This is a genomic window from Pelagicoccus mobilis, from assembly GCF_016595505.1.
In the GTDB taxonomy this organism is placed as follows: domain Bacteria; phylum Verrucomicrobiota; class Verrucomicrobiia; order Opitutales; family Opitutaceae; genus Pelagicoccus; species Pelagicoccus mobilis.
In genome coordinates this window covers 1-20,345 of the sequence record NZ_JAENIL010000059.1, presented here as the reverse complement: position 1 = coordinate 20,345, position 20,345 = coordinate 1, and the positions used below count along the sequence as shown (strand labels likewise).

At 52.7% G+C, this 20,345-nt stretch carries 11 protein-coding genes; 8 read left to right on the top strand and 3 right to left on the bottom strand.

All coding sequences use genetic code 11. The features are described from left to right. Positions 1-25 precede the first annotated feature (25 nt). From JIN87_RS23235 to JIN87_RS23225, 3 genes are all read right to left on the bottom strand, one after another. Positions 26-1,597, bottom strand: a complete 1,572-nt coding sequence (locus JIN87_RS23235) for a sialate O-acetylesterase (RefSeq protein ID WP_200358053.1) — start codon at positions 1,595-1,597, stop codon at positions 26-28. Positions 1,598-1,604: 7 nt separating this feature from the next. Beyond that, positions 1,605-3,056 (bottom strand): sulfatase, encoded by a 1,452-nt coding sequence (locus JIN87_RS23230; RefSeq protein WP_200358051.1) that lies wholly within the window; start codon positions 3,054-3,056, stop codon positions 1,605-1,607. A 99-nt stretch (positions 3,057-3,155) separates the two neighbouring features. Then, positions 3,156-4,943 carry an arylsulfatase gene (locus JIN87_RS23225; RefSeq protein WP_200358049.1) on the bottom strand — a complete coding sequence of 596 codons (1,788 nt, stop codon included), beginning with the start codon at positions 4,941-4,943 and terminating at the stop codon, positions 3,156-3,158. Positions 4,944-5,327: 384 nt separating this feature from the next. Here JIN87_RS23225 and JIN87_RS23220 point away from each other — a divergent pair, with 384 nt between their 5' ends. From JIN87_RS23220 to JIN87_RS23185, 8 genes are all read left to right on the top strand, one after another. Next, the gene (locus tag JIN87_RS23220; protein WP_325176407.1) at positions 5,328-6,362 is read left to right on the top strand and encodes an aldo/keto reductase; all 1,035 of its coding nucleotides are present in this window, start codon (positions 5,328-5,330) and stop codon (positions 6,360-6,362) included. A 3-nt stretch (positions 6,363-6,365) separates the two neighbouring features. Next, entirely contained in the window at positions 6,366-7,193 is an 828-nt protein-coding gene (locus tag JIN87_RS23215) for an amidohydrolase family protein (protein ID WP_200358046.1), read from the top strand. Positions 7,194-7,252: 59 nt separating this feature from the next. Then, positions 7,253-8,272, top strand: a complete 1,020-nt coding sequence (locus JIN87_RS23210) for a zinc-binding alcohol dehydrogenase family protein (protein ID WP_200358044.1) — start codon at positions 7,253-7,255, stop codon at positions 8,270-8,272. Positions 8,273-8,319: 47 nt separating this feature from the next. Next, positions 8,320-9,789, top strand: coding sequence for a tagaturonate reductase (locus JIN87_RS23205; RefSeq protein ID WP_200358042.1), 1,470 nt, complete (start codon positions 8,320-8,322; stop codon positions 9,787-9,789). Positions 9,790-9,910: 121 nt separating this feature from the next. Beyond that, positions 9,911-12,613, top strand: a complete 2,703-nt coding sequence (locus JIN87_RS23200) for a UxaA family hydrolase (protein ID WP_200358040.1) — start codon at positions 9,911-9,913, stop codon at positions 12,611-12,613. A 347-nt stretch (positions 12,614-12,960) separates the two neighbouring features. Continuing rightward, positions 12,961-15,738, top strand: coding sequence for a glycoside hydrolase family 2 protein (locus tag JIN87_RS23195; protein WP_200358038.1), 2,778 nt, complete (start codon positions 12,961-12,963; stop codon positions 15,736-15,738). A 57-nt stretch (positions 15,739-15,795) separates the two neighbouring features. Then, positions 15,796-18,621, top strand: a complete 2,826-nt coding sequence (locus tag JIN87_RS23190) for a glycoside hydrolase family 2 TIM barrel-domain containing protein (protein WP_200358035.1) — start codon at positions 15,796-15,798, stop codon at positions 18,619-18,621. Positions 18,622-18,798: 177 nt separating this feature from the next. Next, a complete protein-coding gene (locus tag JIN87_RS23185; RefSeq protein WP_200358033.1) occupies positions 18,799-20,304 on the top strand; it encodes an alpha-L-fucosidase in 1,506 nt (501 codons plus the stop codon). Positions 20,305-20,345: the final 41 nt, after the last annotated feature.

Genomic DNA, 20,345 nt, shown 5'->3' with positions numbered 1-20,345 from the left:
GCATGGGCCGTTGGGGCAACGGCTGCTACCAGTCGTCTGTGCGGAAGGGGGATGCGGGGAAGTCTTCTTCGTTGTAGAGATTGCAGAGGGGGAAATTTGCCCAGGCGTAGCGAACCGCGACCGGGTTGGGGACGGCTTCAGCGCTGACGATGACGAAGCTGCCTTTGATTTTCGCTTCGGCCCAGTGGAATACTTGGTCTTCTCCGGCGATTGTGAAACCTTCCAGCTTGTCGGAACTAAGTGGATACGGGTTTGGGCCGTAGGGGTCCAATGTGATCTCTTTCGCTTGGAGGCCCGAACCAATGTTTTTGAAATCGACTATGACGTTTCCCTTTTTGATCTTGTGGGACTTGTAGGTTGGACCCTGTGAAAGGCCTTTCTTTTTGTAGGCGAGGGAGAGGGCCTGCTTGGCGAGGCGCTTGCCTACTAGGGCCTTGTAGGGCGGGTGGATGTTGTTGGTGAGACCGCCGTCGATGGCGACTGCCATGGCTGTGTTCGGGACGTTCTGGGAGGTGAGTAACTGAGATTCACGCAGATATGCCCACGATGGATCGCTTGGCTCTGGGGATACTTTTTTGTGACCAGCTAGTTGCACGAAAACGAAGGGGAAGTTACCTTGGTCCCAGCGTTCGCGCCAAGTGTCGATCATGAGTTTGAAGGTCGTTTGGTATTCCTTGGAGAGGTTGTTGTTTCCCTCGTTTTCACCTTGGTACCAGATGGCTCCTTTTATGGTGAAGTTATGGAGCGGATACAGCATGGCGTTGTAGAAACCAGCGGGCCGCTTTATGTGATGGGGGCCCATAGGCTCTTGGGGGCGTTTGCCCTCACGGGATACGTTCCATTCTTTGAGGGCCAGTTCGTATTTCGCCTTGGCTGCGGGGTAGCGTTCAACGGCTTTTTCGAAGGAGGCGAGGTAGGCTCTGCTAGCGACTGGGTTTTGCTCCATCGTTTCGCGAGGGAGCCAAGAGCTGACGGCAGTGCCTCCGTAGGCGCTCTTGATGAGTCCTAGCGGAACGCCGATTTCGGGTTGAAGGAACTTGCCGAAGAAAAAGCCAGTGCAGGAAAACGCCAAGGAGCTCTCTGGCGTGCAGGTGGTCCATGCTTGTTCTACCGGCGTATTTCGCTGAGGGGTGTCGCTGGCTTCCGATTTGACGGTGAAGAAGCGGATGTTTTCGTTTTGGTAGTTGCCGGGGATGTCCTTGAATTCCTCGAACATGCCATTCTTGAAGTTCACATAGTTTCCGAGGGTTCCCTGCATGTTTGATTGGCCAGTGCAGAGCCAGACATCGCCGACGAGGACGTCTTGGATGGCAACTTGGTTCGCCTCCCCCGATACGGTCAGCTCTTGGGAGGTGGCGTTGGCTTTCATCGGATCCAGAGACAGGATCCACTCTCCGCTGGCGTTGGCGGTGGTGTTGTGGCTTTGCTCTCCGAATTCAGCTTTTACGATTTCCCCGGGCGAGGCCGTTCCGTAAATTTTAACCGGCGTGCTGCGTTGCAGGACCATGTGGTCCATAAATATGGAGTTCAGCTTTACTTCAGCTGAGCAAAGCGTCGAGACGACAAGTGCGAATAAACAGAGGGGTAAGGGGCGCATCGGGAAGTTATCGTTTGCTTTGTTTTTCGATGATTAGCGACTTTAGTTCTTCGACGATTTGGGGATTCTGTTCGGCTATGTTCTTAGTTTCTTTCTCCGGAGAAGAGTGATTGTAGAGCTCGACGTATCCATCTTTATGAAGCGTCATGCGATAGGATGCGTTGCGAACGGTCTGGGTGTTGCCTTGGTAGGCGAAGGCGATGTGACCCTTGGCGTTCGGCTTTTTAATTTGGGAGACGAGGGAGCGTCCGTGCGTAAACTCAGGGTGATCTAGTTCGGTGAGTTCGCAGAGGGTTGGGAAAATATCGACTGTTTCAACGATGGCGTCGGTCTTTTTGCCGGCCTTTTTCATGTCTGGATCGGAAATGATAAGCGGCGAGCGAAGGGCTTCTTCAAAGAGGCAGTGTTTGCCGAAGATGGCGTGTTCGCCGAGGTGCCAGCCGTGGTCTCCCCAGAGGACGACTATGGTATCTTTGTCTCGACCGGTTTCTTTGAGCGTATCCAGAATGTCGCCTACATGCTTGTCTGCATAGGTGACGCACGCGGCGTAGTGGCGTCGGACTTCGTCGGCGTATTCAGTATCTTCGCGCGGATCTTTTCCGTGGTGGAGGTATTGCTTGAAGAACTCGCCAGAGCCGTGCCAGGTGGTGCGCCAATCGGGCTTTTCGGGGTGGTCGATCGGTGGGAGTTCGCGACCCTCGTAGGGGGCCATGTATTTTTTGGGCGAGCCGAAGGGGAGGTGAGGTTTTATGAGTCCGATGGCGAGGAAGAAGGGCTTGTCGGAGGCTGCTAGGTCTTTGAGTTGCTCGGTGCCTTCGTCAGCGATCAAGCCATCGTGGTAAATCGTGTCGTCGCCTTCCGAGCTCTGCAAGGCTTCGAGCTTGTGCTCCGAGAAGGAGCCGATCGGTTTGATTTCTCCGTGGGCTAGGCCATGCATGGCGCCGCGTGGATGCTTCCATTGCCCGGTGGGCATGATTTGTCGGTCCCATGCTCCGGGCATTTCGAGAGTGTTGTTGTCGTACCAGTCTTCGCCGCCCCAGCCTCCGGGGTGGTGGGACACTTTTCCGACGGAGACAGTGGTGTATCCGTTTTTTCGGAACCACTCGGGCATGCTGGGGGTGACTGCGTTTTCGTCCTGCTCGAGCTTTTGGGCGCGTTGGAAAAGGGCTTGGTTGCCGTTTGGCCCGTAGCGGCCGGTGAGCATCGTATAACGTGAGGCCCCGCAGGTCGGAGCGTTTACGTAGTGGTGGTGAAACGCTCTGCCGGAATCTGCAAGACGGTCTATGTTGGGCGAGTGAATGTAGTCGACGCCGAAGGACTTTAGCTCTGGGCGAAGGTCGTCAATGCAGATGAGAAGCACGTTTTTCTTGCTCTCTTTGGCGGCAGCTTGGGGGCTCGCGGTGAGTCCGACCAAGGCAAGGGAGAGGGAAAGGCTTAAAAGGGGTAGTTTCAGTAGCATAGGCGCATGCTTTAACAGCATCTTTGTGTGTCCAACTTTTTCCTGCGTTTACTTTGTTCAATAATATGAGGTTTAGGCGTAGATGGCGGTATCTAATTGCTAAGGATTCTTAGCCGGGCGGATGTAGGTGTAGTAGACGCCGTATTGCTTTTTGCCTTCGATGAAGTCGTTGGTGAGGATGGTTTTTCCGGTTTCGAGTCTGACTCGGAAAACGACGGCTTCATCGTGCGGACCTATTTCGCTTTCCAGTATTTGATTCGCGATTTGGATACGGGCTTTGTCGGGATTGATCGTCTGGTAGTCGTAGAGGTCTTTGGGGTTCTTTTCAGGTACGCCTAGGATGGGGCCGGTGCACTCTTTGGGCCATCGGCGAAGCTCGATGACGTATTCGCCAGCTCGGTCGATACGGAGGGCGTGCTTGTTGTTGGAGTTTTTCATGCCGGCGGAGACTTGCTCGGGTTTCCAGATCCCGCCTCCTTCTCCAATGGCGTGTTGGATGGTGAGTTTGATCTCATGCTGTGCGGGATTGCCGATCACGTTGACAGGAAGTTCCTTGTATTCAGGGTTCTGTTTCGAGGCTTGGACGAATTGCCGGTTTTCGCGGCGGAGTTGCTTCACTAACTCTGGATATTGGGCGGCGAGATCCTTCTTTTGCATGGGATCCTGGCGGATATCGAAGAGCTTTTGCCCGTTGATGAGGCGCCAGTCTCCGCTCATGACGGCGCTGCCTTGGGTTTCGTGGGGAGGGCGCCAGTCTTGGTTGTTGTGGAGGAAGACGGTTCGCTTGGGGAGCTTTGCGTTTTCTTGTAAGAGCAATGAGGATACATCGACCCCATCGATGGGCATTTCTTGGGGAACGGCGAATCCGCAGAGTTTCGCTAGGGTGGGGAGGAGGTCGACGTGCGCGGCGAGCTCTTCGATGTCTTTCCCTCCTTCGATCTTGCCGTCGGGCCACTGGATGAAGAAGGGGACGCGGTGGCCGCCTTCGAGGTTGTTGCCTTTAATGCCTCGGAATCCGGCGTTGAAGCCGAGCGAACCGTCGGGAGCGTACCCGAAGCGGCTACCGTTGTCGGACATGAAGATGAGGATGGTGTTGTTCTCTAGCTTTTCCTTTTTGAGGAACGTGCGGAACTTGCCGAAATTTTCGTCGATGTTTGCGATCATGCCGTAGAGCTCGGCGCTGATGATCTTGTCTCCTTCGAGATGCCTGTAGGGTGCGGCGTATTTTTCGGCGACGATGAGCGGGTCGTGTGGCGCGTTGGTAGGGATGTAGGCGAAGAAGGGCTTGTTCTTGTTCTTCTTGATGAACTTCATTGCTTCCTCGAAGAAGACGTCGGTGCAGTAGCCTTCGAATTGCTTGGCTTCGTTGTTTACGTAGTAGACGTCGTCGAAGTAGCTGTTGCCCCAATAGTCGGACAATTCGCCCACGCCGCCGGCAAGGTGGTGGACTGCAACGTCGAAGCCGCTGTCGGTGGGGCGGACAGGGTAGTTGTCGCCGAGGTGCCATTTTCCGAAGAGGCCGGTCGTGTATCCGTTTTTCTTAAACAGATCCGCCATCGTTTTCGTGCCTTCGAGAAGAGCGTCGCGTCCTTTGAAGGTCGCCCAGGTTCCGTTGTTTATCGGGTAGCGTCCCGTCATGATGGCGGCACGGGTGGGGGTGCAAAGGGGGCTTACGTGGAAATCCGTTAGGCGGATTGACTCCTCGTAGAATGTATCGAGGTGAGGCGTCTTGAGCCATGGGTTTCCGTGGCAGCCGATATCGCCGATGCCTTGGTCGTCGGTTAGGATGAGTATGACGTTTGGCTGCTTGCCTGCGGCCGCTGCGTGGAGTAGCGAAGAGTAGGCGGCGAGTAGTGAAAGTAGGGCGGTGAGGAGTAGTCTGGTCATTTCGCCTATTTTGAGATTCGAATCCTGGAGGAGATTGGGGCGTTTCTGACGTATTGTATGCAATAAATCCGTGGTTCTCAGGAAGTTCGCTGCCCCTTAAACATCACAGCGGATTTGCCTTGGTGCGGTCGTTTTCTTCAACGGTTTATGATTCTCCATCCTCGGATTCAATCTGTCCTGCTTTTTTCAGGGCGGGTGGGAAAACGGAGCCTGGTGTCGGATTTGTAAGCGTTGTGAGCTTTGGGATGTGGGGACAAAAATATCCATGCGGTAGTCACAACTGTCTATTCTCATTTGGGCGACTAACTGGTATTTTCCCGGCCCCATTGATTTGGGATCTCACTCGTTTAGGTCGCAAATCAACATGTATACAATTTCAGAACTGTGAAAGAACTCACTCCAGAACCAATCTCACTAGCCTTGCCAAAGATCGTCTTTGGCTCCAGCGCGTTGGGTAATTTGTATGAAGCGGTTCCGTACGAGAGGAAGCTAGAGATCGTGCGAAACTGGGTTAGCTACCAGCCGGAGAAGGTTGTGATCGACTCCGCTGGCAAGTATGGTGCCGGCCTTTCGCTCGAGTGCATTGGCAAGTGTCTCAAGGAGTTGGAGGTAGAACCTTCGCGCGTTTTGATTAGTAACAAGCTGGGGTGGAAGCGTATTCCTTTGAGGGCTGAGGAGGTTCAGTTCGAGAAGGGCGTTTGGGTAGGGCTTGAGAACGATGCAGTCCAGGACCTGAGCTACGATGGCATTATGGAATGCTACGAGCAGGGTAACGAGCTTCTTGGCGACTACGACGCGCGTTTGTTGTCAGTGCATGATCCGGACGAATATCTGGAATCGGCGAATACGCCTGAGGAGGTGGAAGGTTGCTATGCCCAGATTTTGGAAAGCTATCGCGCTTTGGCGGATCTACGCCTGGCGGGCAAGGCGAGTGGAATCGGCGTTGGATCGAAGGATTGGAAGACAGTTAAGCGGCTCTACGAGGACGGCGTGCCGCTCGACTGGGTGATGCTAGCGAATAGTTTTACTTTGCTGACTCATTCGCAGGAGGTCATCGACTTCATCGACACGCTTCATCGGGCGGGAGTCGTGGTGATCAATTCTGCGGTTTTCAATGCGGGCTTCTTGATTGGAGGAGACTGGTACAACTACAGGAAGGTGACGCCGGAAGAGCATCCCGGATTGTTCGAGTGGCGTAAGCGTTTCATGGATCTGTGCACGGAGTTCGGAATCAGTCCGGCGGAGGCCTGTTGCCAGTTTGCCTTGTCCCCTCCTGGAATTGTTTCGCTGGCGCTGAATACAAGCAAGCCGGGGCGTGTGGCCGACAATGTTAGCCTTGTGAGCGCGAACGTGCCGTCTGCTTTTTGGCGAGCGCTCAAAGACAATGAGCTTTTGGATCCGGGGTATCCCTATCTTTAGGTCATGAAAATCGATTCGCATCATCATTTTTGGAAGTATGATCCTGTTGAATACGACTGGATCGACGACGACATGTCGCGCATTCGCCGAGATTTTCTGCCAAACGATCTGAAGCAGGAAATCGAGCAAACCGGCATTGAGGGCGTGGTGAGTGTTCAGGCTCGGCAAACGCTTGATGAGACCGATTGGCTTCTGGATCTAGCGGACGCGAGTGATTTTATAAAAGGTGTGGTTGGTTGGGTACCGCTTGCTTCGGAGGAGATCGGCGAAACGCTGGCTCGCTACTCCGGTCGCGAAAAACTAAAGGCTGTACGCCATGTCGTGCAAGGGCAGCCTGAAGGGTTTCTTGATGATGCAGCTTTCAATGACGGTATCCGTGAACTGGTTACGCGAGGTCTCGTTTACGACATTCTCATTTTCGAGAATCAGCTGGAGGAGACGATCCGCTTTGTAGATCGCCATCCAGACCAGGCCTTTGTGCTCGACCATATCGCCAAACCTAAAATTAAGGATGATATCCTAGAGCCTTGGCTGGGTAACTTATCTGAATTGGCGAAACGTGAAAACGTGCTTGGGTGCAAGCTTTCTGGCATGGTCACTGAGGCTGATTTCGAGAAGTGGACGGAGGCTCAGCTTTGCCCGTACCTAGACGGCGTTATGAGTGCTTTCGGGCCTGAGCGTCTTATGTTCGGTAGCGATTGGCCGGTGTGTCTGGTTGCCTGCGGGTTTGGCAAGTGGGTGGATCTCATTGGTCGCTTTATCGAGCCACTATCCGAAAGTGAACAAGCTCTGATTATGGGAGGCACCGCAACCAAGGCCTACAAACTGTAGAGAGTGCGCGAGCGACGAATTTTTTAGATATATCAAAACCTCAAATACATAGATTTAAAATGAAAGCCATTAGCATAACCGAGCCGAACAAGGCGGAGCTGGTTGATATCCCTGAGCCAGCCGCTACAGGAACGGGCGAAGTTCTCCTTCGCGTGAAACAAGTGGGCTACTGCGGTTCTGATCTCACCTCTTATCGTGGGCTCAATCCGATGGTGAGCTATCCGCGGATTCCCGGTCACGAGATCGGAGCGACCATTGAGCAGATCGGCGAAGAGGTTCCCGAGCAGTGGAAGGTTGGTCAAAACGTATTAGTTTCTCCATACACTAGCTGTGGTAAGTGTGCGGCGTGCAAGGCGGGGCGTGTGAACACCTGCCGGTATAACCAGACGATGGGGGTGCAGCGCGATGGCGCTTTGACTGAGCTTGTGGTTGTTCCGTATGAAAAGCTCCTGACCTCTGATAAGCTGAGCCTTGAGGAAATGGCTTTGGTCGAGCCGCTGACGGTTGGCTTCCATGCGGTTGCGCGTGGCGAGGTGACTTCGGATGATACGGTCGTAGTCTTCGGGTGTGGTGCGATTGGCTTGGGTGTGATCGCGGGAGCGTCCGCGAGAAAGGCTCGTGTGGTGGCGGTCGATATCGATGACGAGAAGCTTGAGCTTGCGAAGCGTTGTGGCGCCACGGATACGATTAATTCTATGAACGAGTCCTTGCACGATCGTTTGCAAGAGATGACGGATGGAGATGGGCCGAACGTGATGATCGAGGCCGTTGGTCTGCCGGCGACTTTCCGTGCGTGCGTCGAGGAGGTTTGTTTTGCTGGTCGCGTCGTTTATATTGGATACGCCAAGGCTGCGGTAGAGTATGAGACGAAGTACTTCGTGATGAAGGAACTCGATATTCGCGGCTCCCGCAATGCCATGAAGTCGGATTTCGAGGATGTGATTGCCCATCTTGAGAGCGGCGCTTTTCCGATGGATGCGGTCATCACCAAAACGGTTCCACTTGAAGAAGCGCCCGCGGCGTTGGCGGAGTGGAGCGAGAATCCAGGAGAGATTACTAAGATCCACGTCAAGCTCTAGGCTCCGTCGGATATCGAATCAGAAAATCGAATCGAATTTAGAACATTATGAAATTAAACCGAGAAAACAGCAACTTGCAGTCGGTCTACCCCGAGCGAGTAATTCAATTTGGCGAAGGCAACTTCCTTCGCGCTTTTGTCGACTGGATCATTCAGCGTATGAACGACGAGTTGGAGTTTAATTCATCTGTCGCTGTTGTGCAGCCGATCGCTCAAGGCTTGGCTGACTTGATAAATTCGCAGGATGGTTTGTATCACGTGATACTTGAAGGCGTAAAGGATGGGGAGCCCGTTCGCGAGCGTGAGCTGATTTCATGCATCAATCGCTGCATTAATCCATATAGTGAATACGAGGCCTACGAGAAGCTGATCGATAGCCCGGATGTGCGGTTCGTGGTTTCGAACACCACTGAGGCGGGGATCCAGTGGGCTGATGGCGAAAGCCTGGACATGAAGCCGCAGGCGTCTTTCCCGGGCAAGATGACTGCTTTGCTCCATCAGCGTTACAAGACTTTTGAGGGAGCGGCGGACAAGGGGCTGATCATCATTTGCTGTGAGCTGATCGAGGATAATGCGGATCGCCTCAAGGAGCTTGTTCTCAAGCACGCCGAGAACTGGGGGCTCGAAGCGGGCTTTGTGCAGTGGTTGGAGAACAGCTGCGCGTTTTGCTCGACCTTAGTTGATCGCATCGTTCCCGGTTTCCCGCGCGACAACATCGCGGAGATCCAAGAGGAGCTCGGCTACGAGGATAATCTGGTTGTGGTTGGTGAGCATTACCACAACTGGGTTGTCAAAGCTCCAGAGTGGGTTGCGGAGGAGTTTCCCGCGCACAAGGCTGGGCTTAACGTTAGTTTCGTAAACGAGGAGCAGCAGCGCGAAATCCGTGATCAAAAGGTGCGTATCCTCAATGGCTCGCACACAGGCACGATGGCGGCAGCTTACCTGAGCGGCTTCGACACGGTTCGTGAGGCTATGGAAGATGAAGTTGTGGGCAGCTTCGTTAAGGAAATGGTAGCGCAAGAGATCGTGCCGAACATTCCTGGTGACCAGGAGTACTTGCTGAAGTTTGCGGATAAGATCTTGGAGCGTTTCTACAATCCGTTTATTCGTCACGAGTGGCTGACGATTTCGCTCAACTCTATGTCGAAGTGGGAAACTCGCGTACTTCCTAGCTTGCTTGATGCGGCTAAGAACACTGGCGAGCTGCCGAAGCGCATCACTTTGTCCTTGGCTGCTTTGATCGCGTTTTATCGAGGCAAGCGCGGGGACGCTACTTACGAGTGCAAGGACAACGCGGATATCATCGAGCTCTATGCCAAGGTTTGGGGTGAATACGATGGCACGCCAGAAGGTCTAAGGGCGCTTGTATCCAAAGTGTTGGCATACGAGGTTAACTGGAAGCGCGATCTGAACGAAGTCGAGGGGTTGACTGATGCGGTTACCGCAAACCTTGAGCAGATCCTCAATGATGGTATGCTCGAGACATTGAAGGGGCTTGCTGCTCAGCCATGCTGCTAGTGTTCGCCTAGGCACTTTTTTATACACGCAAGGTAAGCACGATGGGCTTGTTTGGCCTGTCGTGTTTATCTGCGTTATTTTGTTCCCCGATAACTTTCTATTTTTGCAGATCCACAAAACCATGGTGACTCAACTTCAAGACATTGCACGTTTTCCCGTGCTTGGTGACAACGCGGTGATTGCGCTGAGCGATCTCAAAAAGGGTACGCTTTTGCAAAGCGGCGAGCAACAGTTCGAGCTTAAGCATGACGTTCTGACGGGGCACCGCTTCGCGGCGAAGACGATCGCGAAAGGGGAGTTTATCACTTCTTGGCGGTATCCGTTTGGGCGGGCTGCGCGTGACATCGAGGCTGGGGAGTATCTTTGTAATGCGAATGTCTTGTTTCGCCTCTCGATTCAGGAGGATCCGCGTTTCACTTCGTTGCAGTTGCCTAAGGAGCCGAACTTCACTGATGACATTGACGAGTATTGTTTCGACGAGTCGGCGTGGACTGCTCCGGCCGCTGTGGAGCGGTACGGCGATGATCGTACCTTCCTTGGCTTCGATCGTGGTGGGCGAGGAACGGGAACGCGTAACCACTTGGTGATTCTCGGAACGAGCTCCGCGACTGCTCCGTTGGTGGAGCGGTTGGAAGCGAAGTTTAAGGAACGAACCAAAGTTTTGGATACAGTGGATGCGGTCGTGGGATTGCGGCATACGGAAGGTACCGAGGCGGATCCAGAAGAGCGAGACCGTACGCTTCGCACTTTGGCGGGCTTGATTAGCAATCCGAATGTTGGGGGGCTTGTTTCGATTGAAAGCGGGCTCGAAGGTGAATTGAGCAACCAAGAACTCGAAGCTTGGATGCGGGCGAATGGAATCCCTGTGGATGATATGCGTATTCACTGGATCACTTCGACGCAGTCTTTTTCGAAGGATCTGAATGCGGCCTCCGTGGAGGTGGAGGCGTTGCTGGAGCGGATGAGTTTGGATACGCGTACGGAGCGTTCTGTGGGCGAGTTGCGAATTGGTCTGCAATGTGGCGCGTCCGACGCGTTTTCTGGCGTTTGTGGCAATGTGCTTTCGGGAGCGATTGCTCGTGAGGTGATTCGCTATGGCGGTAGCGCGAATTTAACTGAGACGCCCGAGTTGTCGGGAGCGGAGGACTACACGCTTTCGTCGATTGTGGAGCCGGGGATTGCGACGCGTTTCCTCTCGATGTTGTCCCGTTTCAAAGAGCATCTCGGTTGGCATGGGGGCAAGGTCGACAAGAACCCGTCGGAGGGGAACTTGCTGGGCGGCTTGTACAATATTACTTTGAAGTCTCTCGGAGCGGCGGTGAAGCGTGATCCCGAGATTCCGATTCGTCACATCATCGAATACTCCGAGCGGATGGACGAGCCGGGCTATTATTTCATGGACGGGATGGGGGGCGATATCGCCAGCTACACCGGGCAGGCCGCGTCGGGGTGTAATGTGATTCTTTTTGTGACAGGGCGTGGTTCGCCCACGAATTCCTCGATTGTTCCTACGGTGAAGATCGTCAACACGACTGAACGCTACAAGTTGATGGCGGACGATATCGATATAAATGCCGGTCGTTATCTCGATGGGTTGCCGATGGATGAGTTGACGGCTCTGTCGATCGATCAGGTGGTGGAGATCGCTTCGGGCGAGCGTACGCTTGGCGAGAAGCGAAACCAGAACATCGATTTGATTTGGCGGAAGCGTTTCTTCGGTGCGAAGCCGGAGAAAGAGGCGGAGTCGTATCCTTCGCAATTGGAAGGGCGAGCGATCTCGGTTGATTGCAGTGCCGCAGAGCCGATCGAGATCGTGTTCGATGGCGTGCAGGGGGCGGATCGTGTCTTGCCGAGGGAGCGTATTGGCCTGATCCTGCCGACGGTTGGTTGCTCAGTGGCGACGGCGGAACAGGCAGCGGCTAAGTTGAACGCTGGCGAGTTGGTTCGATCGGGGCGTATTGATCGTTTCGTTACACTGACGAATACCGAAGGTTGCGGGACTACGACGGGAGCGGAGATTTTGAACTTCATCTTGAGTTACGCCGACCATTCCAAAGTGGACGCGGCTGCGTTTGTGTCGCTCGGTTGCGAGATGGTTTCTCCCGGTTTTATCAAATCGACGATGCGGGGCGGCGATGTGGGATTTCCAGAGGTTTCCTTAAGCGCCAAAGCGCGAGGTTACGATCCGAGCAACTATGGTTGGCTGACGATCCAGGAGTGCGGCGGAACGGAAGGTACCGTCGATTCTGTAGGCGAGTGGTTTGGCGAGACGTTGGAGAGGAGAGGCGCGCTTGCGGCTGCGGAAGGCGGAAGCAAGGACTTCACTCTTGGTGTTACGGCAATCGGCCCGGTGGATGATGGAGCGGCGAAGCGTTTTGCTTCGTTTATCAAGGGATTGCTGGCAGCCGGTGGTACGGTGGTTATTGCCGAGTCGAGTTCCCTGCTGCGAAGCGAGGTCTTTTGTTCGGAGCTCGGCCTAGGGGGCGTTGGAGCAAATTTGACGTTCGCTCAGCGCCCGAGCGCTCGGGGGTTGCACGTCATGCAATGCATTACTGAAAACGCGATTGAAACGGTGACGGGACTGGGAGCCGTGAGCGACGTGATTTTGAACTTCTCGGCGAGTCGGGTAAGTCCAGCCCACTCCTTGGTTCCGACTTTGAACGTGACCGATGTGGAGGCTGGGGAAGACTTTGACGGGACTCTCGAGAGCGACTTGGGCGAGTTGCTAGCGGCAGTGCTGTCGAATCGATTGCTGCCGAAGCAAAACGAGATTGGGCATACCGGCAATCAGATCCCAAGAGGCGCGAGGGCTCATGCAATCTAAGTTTTCTGCTCCAGTTTTTGGGTGAAGCTATCGCGTGTTGGGCGTTGATTAAGGCGATCTTTAGACGCACTCCGCTCATTGTCCGATAGGTCAGGTTTCTGGCTGCATTGAAGGACGGAGCGCAGTCTATTGTATGCAAAGAAGCTTTTGACTCCTAGTAGAGCGACTGTTTTTTGGGAAAAGTTTGTTCCGAAGCTGCCATTTTTGGCGAAATGAGTTTTTTGGTAAACTGCTTCAATGATTAAGAAAGATTTTCCACGACTCATTGCGGTCGATTTGCTTTAGCTTGCTTCATGTCGATTCGATATGCCTATCACGTGTTAGTTGGTTGTTTGGGGTTAGCCTTCATGAACCTCTTATCTGCCGCTCCTGCGGGGGAGCGGATCTATTTGTCGGGGAAGAGCCACGTGGACGCGGTCGATTGGGACTTTTATTGTTCCGCGGGTCGCAAAAGCGGGGAGTGGACGAAAATACCGGTACCGTCTAATTGGGAGCAGCAAGGCTTTGGCGGTTACAATTACGGGCATGACGATCCTGACACTAAGCACGCGGAAGAAGGGACGTATAAGACGAGTTTCTTCGTGCCAAAGGAGTGGAAGGACAAACACGTTCGTCTCGTGTTTGAGGGAGCGATGACCGAGACCTCGATTAAGATCAACGGGAAGCCAGTCGGTGCTCCTAACCAAGGTGGATACAACCCGTTTCGTTTCATCTTGGACAAGCACAGCGTCGAGTACGGCAAGGAGAACTCGCTTGAGGTGCTGGTTAAGAAGAAACCGAGCAACAATAGTCTGGATTGGGCTGAGCGTAAGGCTGACTACTGGGTTTTCGGAGGTATCTATCGGCCTGTTTATTTGGAGGTGCTTCCGGCGGCGTTCGTTAATCGTGTCGCGATCGATGCAAAGGCGGATGGTTCATTCAACATGGATGTTTTTCCGGAAGCTCATACCTTGAGGTCTTTCAGGGAAGAGTTGGTTTGGCCAATGGACTCGGTGAAGGCGCGGATCGAAACCTTGGATGGGGAGGTTATCGGAGAGTTGGACTCTCAAGCGATCGTTGGTGGAAGTCCGCGGGTTCGAATGAATACTAAGGTGAAGCAGCCCGCTCTCTGGTCGCCGGAGTATCCAAATCTCTATAACGTTCGTGTTAGCCTCTTGAAGAATGGTGAAGTCGTTTCCGAGTTGGTGGAGCGTTTTGGGTTCCGTACGTTCGAGCGGCGTCTTGAGGACGGTTTATATCTGAACGGCAAGAAGATCAAGATTCGCGGGATTAATCGAAATATGTTTGATCCGAAGCACGGTCGTGTGATCAGCGCTGAGAAGGCCTGGAAGGATGCCCGTGCGATTAAGTCGATGAATGTGAACTTGGTACGTTCGCACCTGGCTCCGACGACCGAGTTCATGAAGGCCTGTGATGAGTTGGGGCTGATGGTGATCACTGAACTTTGTAATTGGCACGATCCAGTTATGGCGACGCCGATTGCTCGCAACATCGCGTTCGAGTTAGTTACTAAATACCAGAATCATCCCTCGGTTGTTTTATGGGCCAACGGAAACGAAAATGGGTTCAATTTCGAGATGGACCAATTGTATCGTTTCTACGACCTGCAGGAGCGTCCAGTCATTCACCCGTGGGGATTTTTCGACGGGATCGATACCTTCCACTATCCGAAGTACGTTGAACTCATGAGGCGTCTTGAGAATCCACATGTGTATCTGCCGACCGAATTCTTGCACGGTCTTTACGACGGCGGGCATGGCGCAGGGCTGGAGGATTACTGGAATGCGATCATGGCTGCGCCGCAGGCGGCAGGTGGGGTCTTGTGGTGTTGGGCTGATGCTGCGCTTGAGCGTACGGATCTGAATGGAAAAATGGATACGTATGGAAATCGTTCCGCCGATGGTCTTGTAGGACCGAATGGAGAGAAGGAGGCGAGTTTCTTTACGGTCCGTGAAATCTGGTCGCCAGTGCAGATTCCGCTCGAAGCGTTGACGAAGGACTTCAATGGAGTGCTACCGATCGAAAACGGTTTCTACGAAACTAATCTAAAGGAGTGCCAAGTGACTTGGAGCCTTCTGAACTTTTCCGCTCCATTCAGCACCGGAGCAAAGACAACTGTGGCGGCACAAGGAAAGTTAAAGGGACCAGCAATTTCTCCAGGAAAATCCGGTAAGCTCAAGCTGCCTTTGCCCAGTGATTGGGAATCGTCCGATGCTCTCGAGGTAGTGGTTCATAGCAAGAGCGGGACAGAGATCATGAAGTGGTCTTGGGCACTCCCAAAATTTGAAACGCCAAAGAAGAAAATTTCTGGTAAGCTTGTTCAGAAGAAGGGTGATCCGTTCCATGTGAGCTTAGGCAATACGAGCTGGTCCTTTTCGCCTGAGACGGGGCAGCTGCTTGAAGCCTCTATTGATGGTAAGGATGCCGGGATCGGTCGTGGCCCAATTTTGTATGCGGAAAGTGAAGACGGAATTGTTGAAGATTCCGGGAGTTGGGTGGCAAGAGTGAAAAAGAATGGCGATCAAATCGTTATCACATCGGAAAACAAAGATGCGGTCGCCTCTTTTTACTGGACGATCTCAGCGGATGGAAGCCTACGCCTAGATTACGATTACGGAGAGATCGAAGAAACCTTGGTCTATTGTGCAGTTGGCTTTGATTTGAAAGACGAAGCTGTTGCGGCCAAGCGTTGGCTCGGAAAGGGACCGCATCGGGTTTGGGCGAATCGTATGAAAGGACCGCAGCACGGGTTGTGGGAAAGTGAATACAATGATTTTCTTAGTGGGGAAGACTGGGGTAAGCTTGAATTTAAAGGCGTTTTTGGTGAGGTCGATTGGATGCGGATCGACTTGAAGTCAGGTGCGTCTCTATTGGTCGATCCTAAGTCTGAATCAGAAATTGGCGTTTTGAACCCAAGGAATGCGGAAGGGCAGCGCGACAAAAATGGTAAGTACGGTCCGGTTCGTGCATGGTGGCACTATCCGCAAGAAGGCGGTTTGTATTTATTCCATAAGACACCGGCGATTGGTTCGAAGTTCGCGAATGCGAATCAACTAGGACCACAGTCCGAACCGGCAAGGGTTAGCGGTCCGATCAGTGGACAAGTAACCTTTGAAATAAAATAGACAGCATTAAGCTGAGTTCGCTCAGCTCCTCGCTCACTCACTCTTTTACCTCCTGAGATGAAACATCGATACACTCGCATAGCATCGGCTATTTTTGCCGTGATAGCTGCAATTACCCCTTCCTTTGCTGGTGAAACAGCGGAGCGAATCTACCTATCGGGCAAAGGCCCGTCGGATGCGGTTGAATGGGACTTCTTTTGCTCAAAAGGGATGAACAGTGGCGAGTGGACTAAGATCCCTGTACCATCAAATTGGGAGCAGCATGGGTTTGGTGGTTACGACTACGGCCGTGATAAGGGTGAGAAGAGTGATGAAACGGGGACTTATCGTACGAAGTTTTTCCTGCCTGAGGAATGGAAGGACAAGCATGTGCGTCTCGTTTTCGAAGGCTCGATGACTGAGACATCGATAAAGATCAATGGCCAGCCAGTTGGTGCGACCAACTACGGTGGATACGTTCCCTTCCGCTTTCTTCTCAATAAGTTCAGTAACGTAGAGTACGGAAAAGAGAATGAACTAGAGGTCTTTGTGAGGAAGAAACCGACAAATTTCAGCTTGGATGAAGCAGAACGCCGAGCGGATTACTGGATCTTTGGCGGTATCTATCGTCCGGTGTATTTGGAGGTGCTCCCGAAGGCTTTCGTTAACCGCGTGTCAATCGATGCCAAAGCGGATGGCTCGTTCAAGATGGATGTTTTTCCTCAGGTTCAGCAAGAGACTACTTTTCGTGGGACAGCACCAGTGCATATCGATGAAGTTGTTGCCCAGATCCAGACGCGGGAAGGCGCAAATGTTGGGAAGCCGATGGTAGCTCCTATATATACCGGAGCCGGACGCGTTCGCTTCGAGACGGAAATTAATAATCCAAAGCTTTGGTCACCCGAGTATCCGAATCTCTATCAAGTCAGAGTTGCCCTCAAATTGGAAGGCGAAGAGGTATCGCACTATACTCAGACATTTGGTTTCCGTAGCTTCGAGCTGCGTGTTGAAGACGGGCTCTACCTAAATGGTAAGAAAATCCTGATACAGGGTGTGAACCGAAATGTATTCGATCCTCAGCATGGGCGTGCGATCGATCCTGAAGAAGCTTGGAACGAAGCTCGCATGATTAAGGCGATGAATGTGAACCTTGTCCGATCTCACATGCCCCCGACGTTTGAGTTCATGCGAGCCTGTGATGAGCTCGGAATGATGGTCATCACTGAGCTGACCAACTGGCACGATCCGTACATCGACACTCCAATCGCTCGCAACATCGCCTACGAAATTGTTACTTCCTATCAAAACTATCCTTCAGTCGTTTTCTGGGCGAATGGGAACGAGAGCGGTTTCAATCTGGAGATCGATGAGCTGTATCATCTGTACGATTTGCAGGACCGAACGGTCATCCATCCATGGACGCACTTCGAGGGGATCGATACGCAGCACTATCCGAATTGGGAGAAGTTGCAGGAGAAGCTCGCTTCGAAGAGAGTTTATCTTCCCACTGAATTCCTGCACGGGCTCTACGACGGTGGTCACGGAGCAGGTATGGAAGATTATTGGAATGCGATTCGCGCTTCCAATAACGGCGCGGGGGGCGTGCTTTGGTGTTGGGCGGATGCGGCGATCGCTCGTTCTGATCAAGGCGGAACCTTGGATCCATCGGGTAACCGTTCGGCAGACGGAATTGTTGGCCCAAATGGTGAAAAGGAAGGGAGCTATTACACTGTTCGTGAAATCTGGTCGCCGATTCAGATTGCGATGGAGTCATTGCCTTCTGAGTTCAACGGACTGATTCCAGTCGAGAATCGTTACTATGAAACCCCACTTAATGAGTGTACGTTTTCTTGGAAATTGGTCGATGTGCCTTCGGAGTTCGATCGCGCGGGAAAAGCGGTTGTTAAGACGGAGGCGACGATTGATGGGCCGAAGGTCAAGCCAGGTAAATCAGGAAGATTGAAACTCTCTTTGCCGAGCGACTGGAAGCAACGCGATATTCTCGAGTTGAGTGCCGTCGGAAACAACGGAGTTGAGGTCATGCGATGGTCATGGCCGATCGACGGGCAGGATGAGGAAGTCATCGGTGATGAGTATCCAAAATTCAAGGATGGTAGCCGATTTAAGGTGGAAGTCGGGGAGGCTGTTTGGCATTTCTCTCCGAAAACGGGCCAGCTCGTCAGCACAACGGTGAATGGTAAGGATACTGGCTTGTCCGGAGGACCAAACCTGTATGTCGGTAATGTTGAGGGTGCTGTCGACGTATCTGAAACTTGGAAAGCGACTGTTGCGAAGGATGGGAAGTCGGTTGTAATTGATTCAAAAGGCGACCGCGGATCCTCTTTCCGTTGGACAATTGCGTCTGGGGGGAGGGTAACTCTCGACTACTCTTTCGAACCATCGAACGACGCCGTTCATTACGGGGCGGTAGGCTTTGGTCTAGAGGAAGAACTCGTCGAGTCTAAGCGTTGGCTGGGCAAGGGGCCTCACCGAGTTTGGGGGAACCGAATGAAAGGGCCGCAGCACGGGCTATGGGAAAATGAATACAACGATGTTTCCACAGGGCAAGAGTGGGGAGAGATCGAGTTTAAAGGGATTTTTAGCGATATCGATTGGATGTCTCTGGCCCTCAAAACAGGTGCCTCGATTGTCCTCGACGCGGGAGGAGAGGCTGAGGTTGGTGTGCTGAGCCCGAAGATAGCGGAGGGTGTTCGAGATAAGAATAGTTTCGGAGGTCCTGTGCGTGCCTACTGGCGTTACCCGCAAGAAGGAGGGCTCTATCTCTTCCACAAGCTTCCAGGGGTTGGAACCAAGTTCGCCCATGCGCAGGATAATGGACCTCAAGGGCAGCCCAGCGTATTGACTGAGCCTCTGGAAGGAAGTGTAGTTTTCACGGTTCGTTAATGTATATTACAGCACAGTCAATGTACAGATGTCGCAAGTGGTAGCGCGGTGCTTTAGCCCGCGGCCGTCAGAAATTGATCTTGCAATGCGGTCGCAGGCTGAAGCACCGCGCTACGTTTTATAACCAATTATATTTGGTGCATGTATAAATAAACACCCCGAATCAAAATCAGAATTATGAATACCCTTACAAAGCCTCTTGTTGTTGGGGCCGCTCTGCTTGTTGGAGCGGTAAGCCTTGAAGCTGGAAAAAAGAAATACCAACCCAATTGGGATTCGTTGTCTAAGCACGAAGCCGCCCCGGAATGGTTTCAGGATGCGAAGCTTGGCATGTACTTTCACTGGGGGCCGTATAGCGTCCCAGCATTTGGTACTGCTTGGTATTCAGCGAACATGTACAAGCCCGGCAACTCCATGAATAAACATCACGTGGAGAACTACGGGCCACCTGAGGAGTTTGGATACGAGGACTTCATTCCAATGTTCACCGCCGAGCACTTTGATCCAGCAGACTGGGCAGAGCTATTCGAGATGGCCGGTGCGAAGTTTGCAGGCCCAGTTGCTCAGCATCACGACGGGTTCGCCATGTGGGATAGCGAGGTAAATCCTTGGAACGCTGCGGATATGGGACCGAAACGTGATATCCTTGGTGACTTGTTCGTGGAACTGAAAAAGCGTGACCTCAAAACGATTGCGACCTTTCACCATGCTCGGAATGGTCAACGGAATAGAGATGTACCCGAAAATTGGATAAAGGGGTTTAACAGTCACTATCCGTATCATCCTGACCTTCCGACCGCTACGACGGATCCGAAGCTGCGAAAGCTGTTTGGCAACTTCGAATACATTGATGAGTTTAACCAATACTGGCTCGATCAGGTCGATGAGGTGGTTGAGAAGTACTCGCCAGACATCATTTGGTATGACTCATGGCTGAATATGATCCCGGAATCGTATCGCCTCGAAATGGCATCGAATTTCTTTAACCACGCCCAAAAGACCGGGCAGGAAGTTGTCACCTGTCACAAACACAATGACATGCCGCTTTCCATGAGTGTCTTAGATTACGAGCAGGGTGGTCGAATGGATACACATCCTCTTCCTTGGATGACGGATATCACCTTGAGCGAAAGTCGTTGGATGTACGTTGAAGGGCATCCTTACAAGAAGGCTGATTTGGTCGTTCGCAACATGATCGATGTTTGGAGTAAGAATGGGATCGTGCTGTTAAACGTTTCCCCTCGTGCGGATGGTGTGATCAATCAGGAGCAGCGTGATCTTTTAAAGGAGATCGGTGGATGGCTGAAGGCGCATGGAGAGGCCGTATACGGAACCCGCCCTTACGATACTTTTGGTTTTGGCACAGCGGGTAATGATGCGAGTAGCCATGATGGTCAGTCTGCGAAAATCAAGTATACAGCGGATGATGTGCGTTTCACGATTTCGAAGGATAGAAAAACGATCTATGTCTTCTTCTTGGGTGAACCGAAAGCAGGTAAGAAAGTCCGCTTTCGGGCCCTTGGTCGCCATCGTTGGGCACCGCCAACACCGGTGAAGAACGTAACTCTCATCGGATCGGATGCGAAAGTGAAGTGGGAGGACGATACCGCTCATTTCTATATCACAATTCCGGATACGGAAATGAACGAGATCGCTAACGTCTTTAGGTTGGAGCTGGAGTAGAGGGAAACGTGGTAACGTGAGTGCAGAAGAGTAGCGCGGTG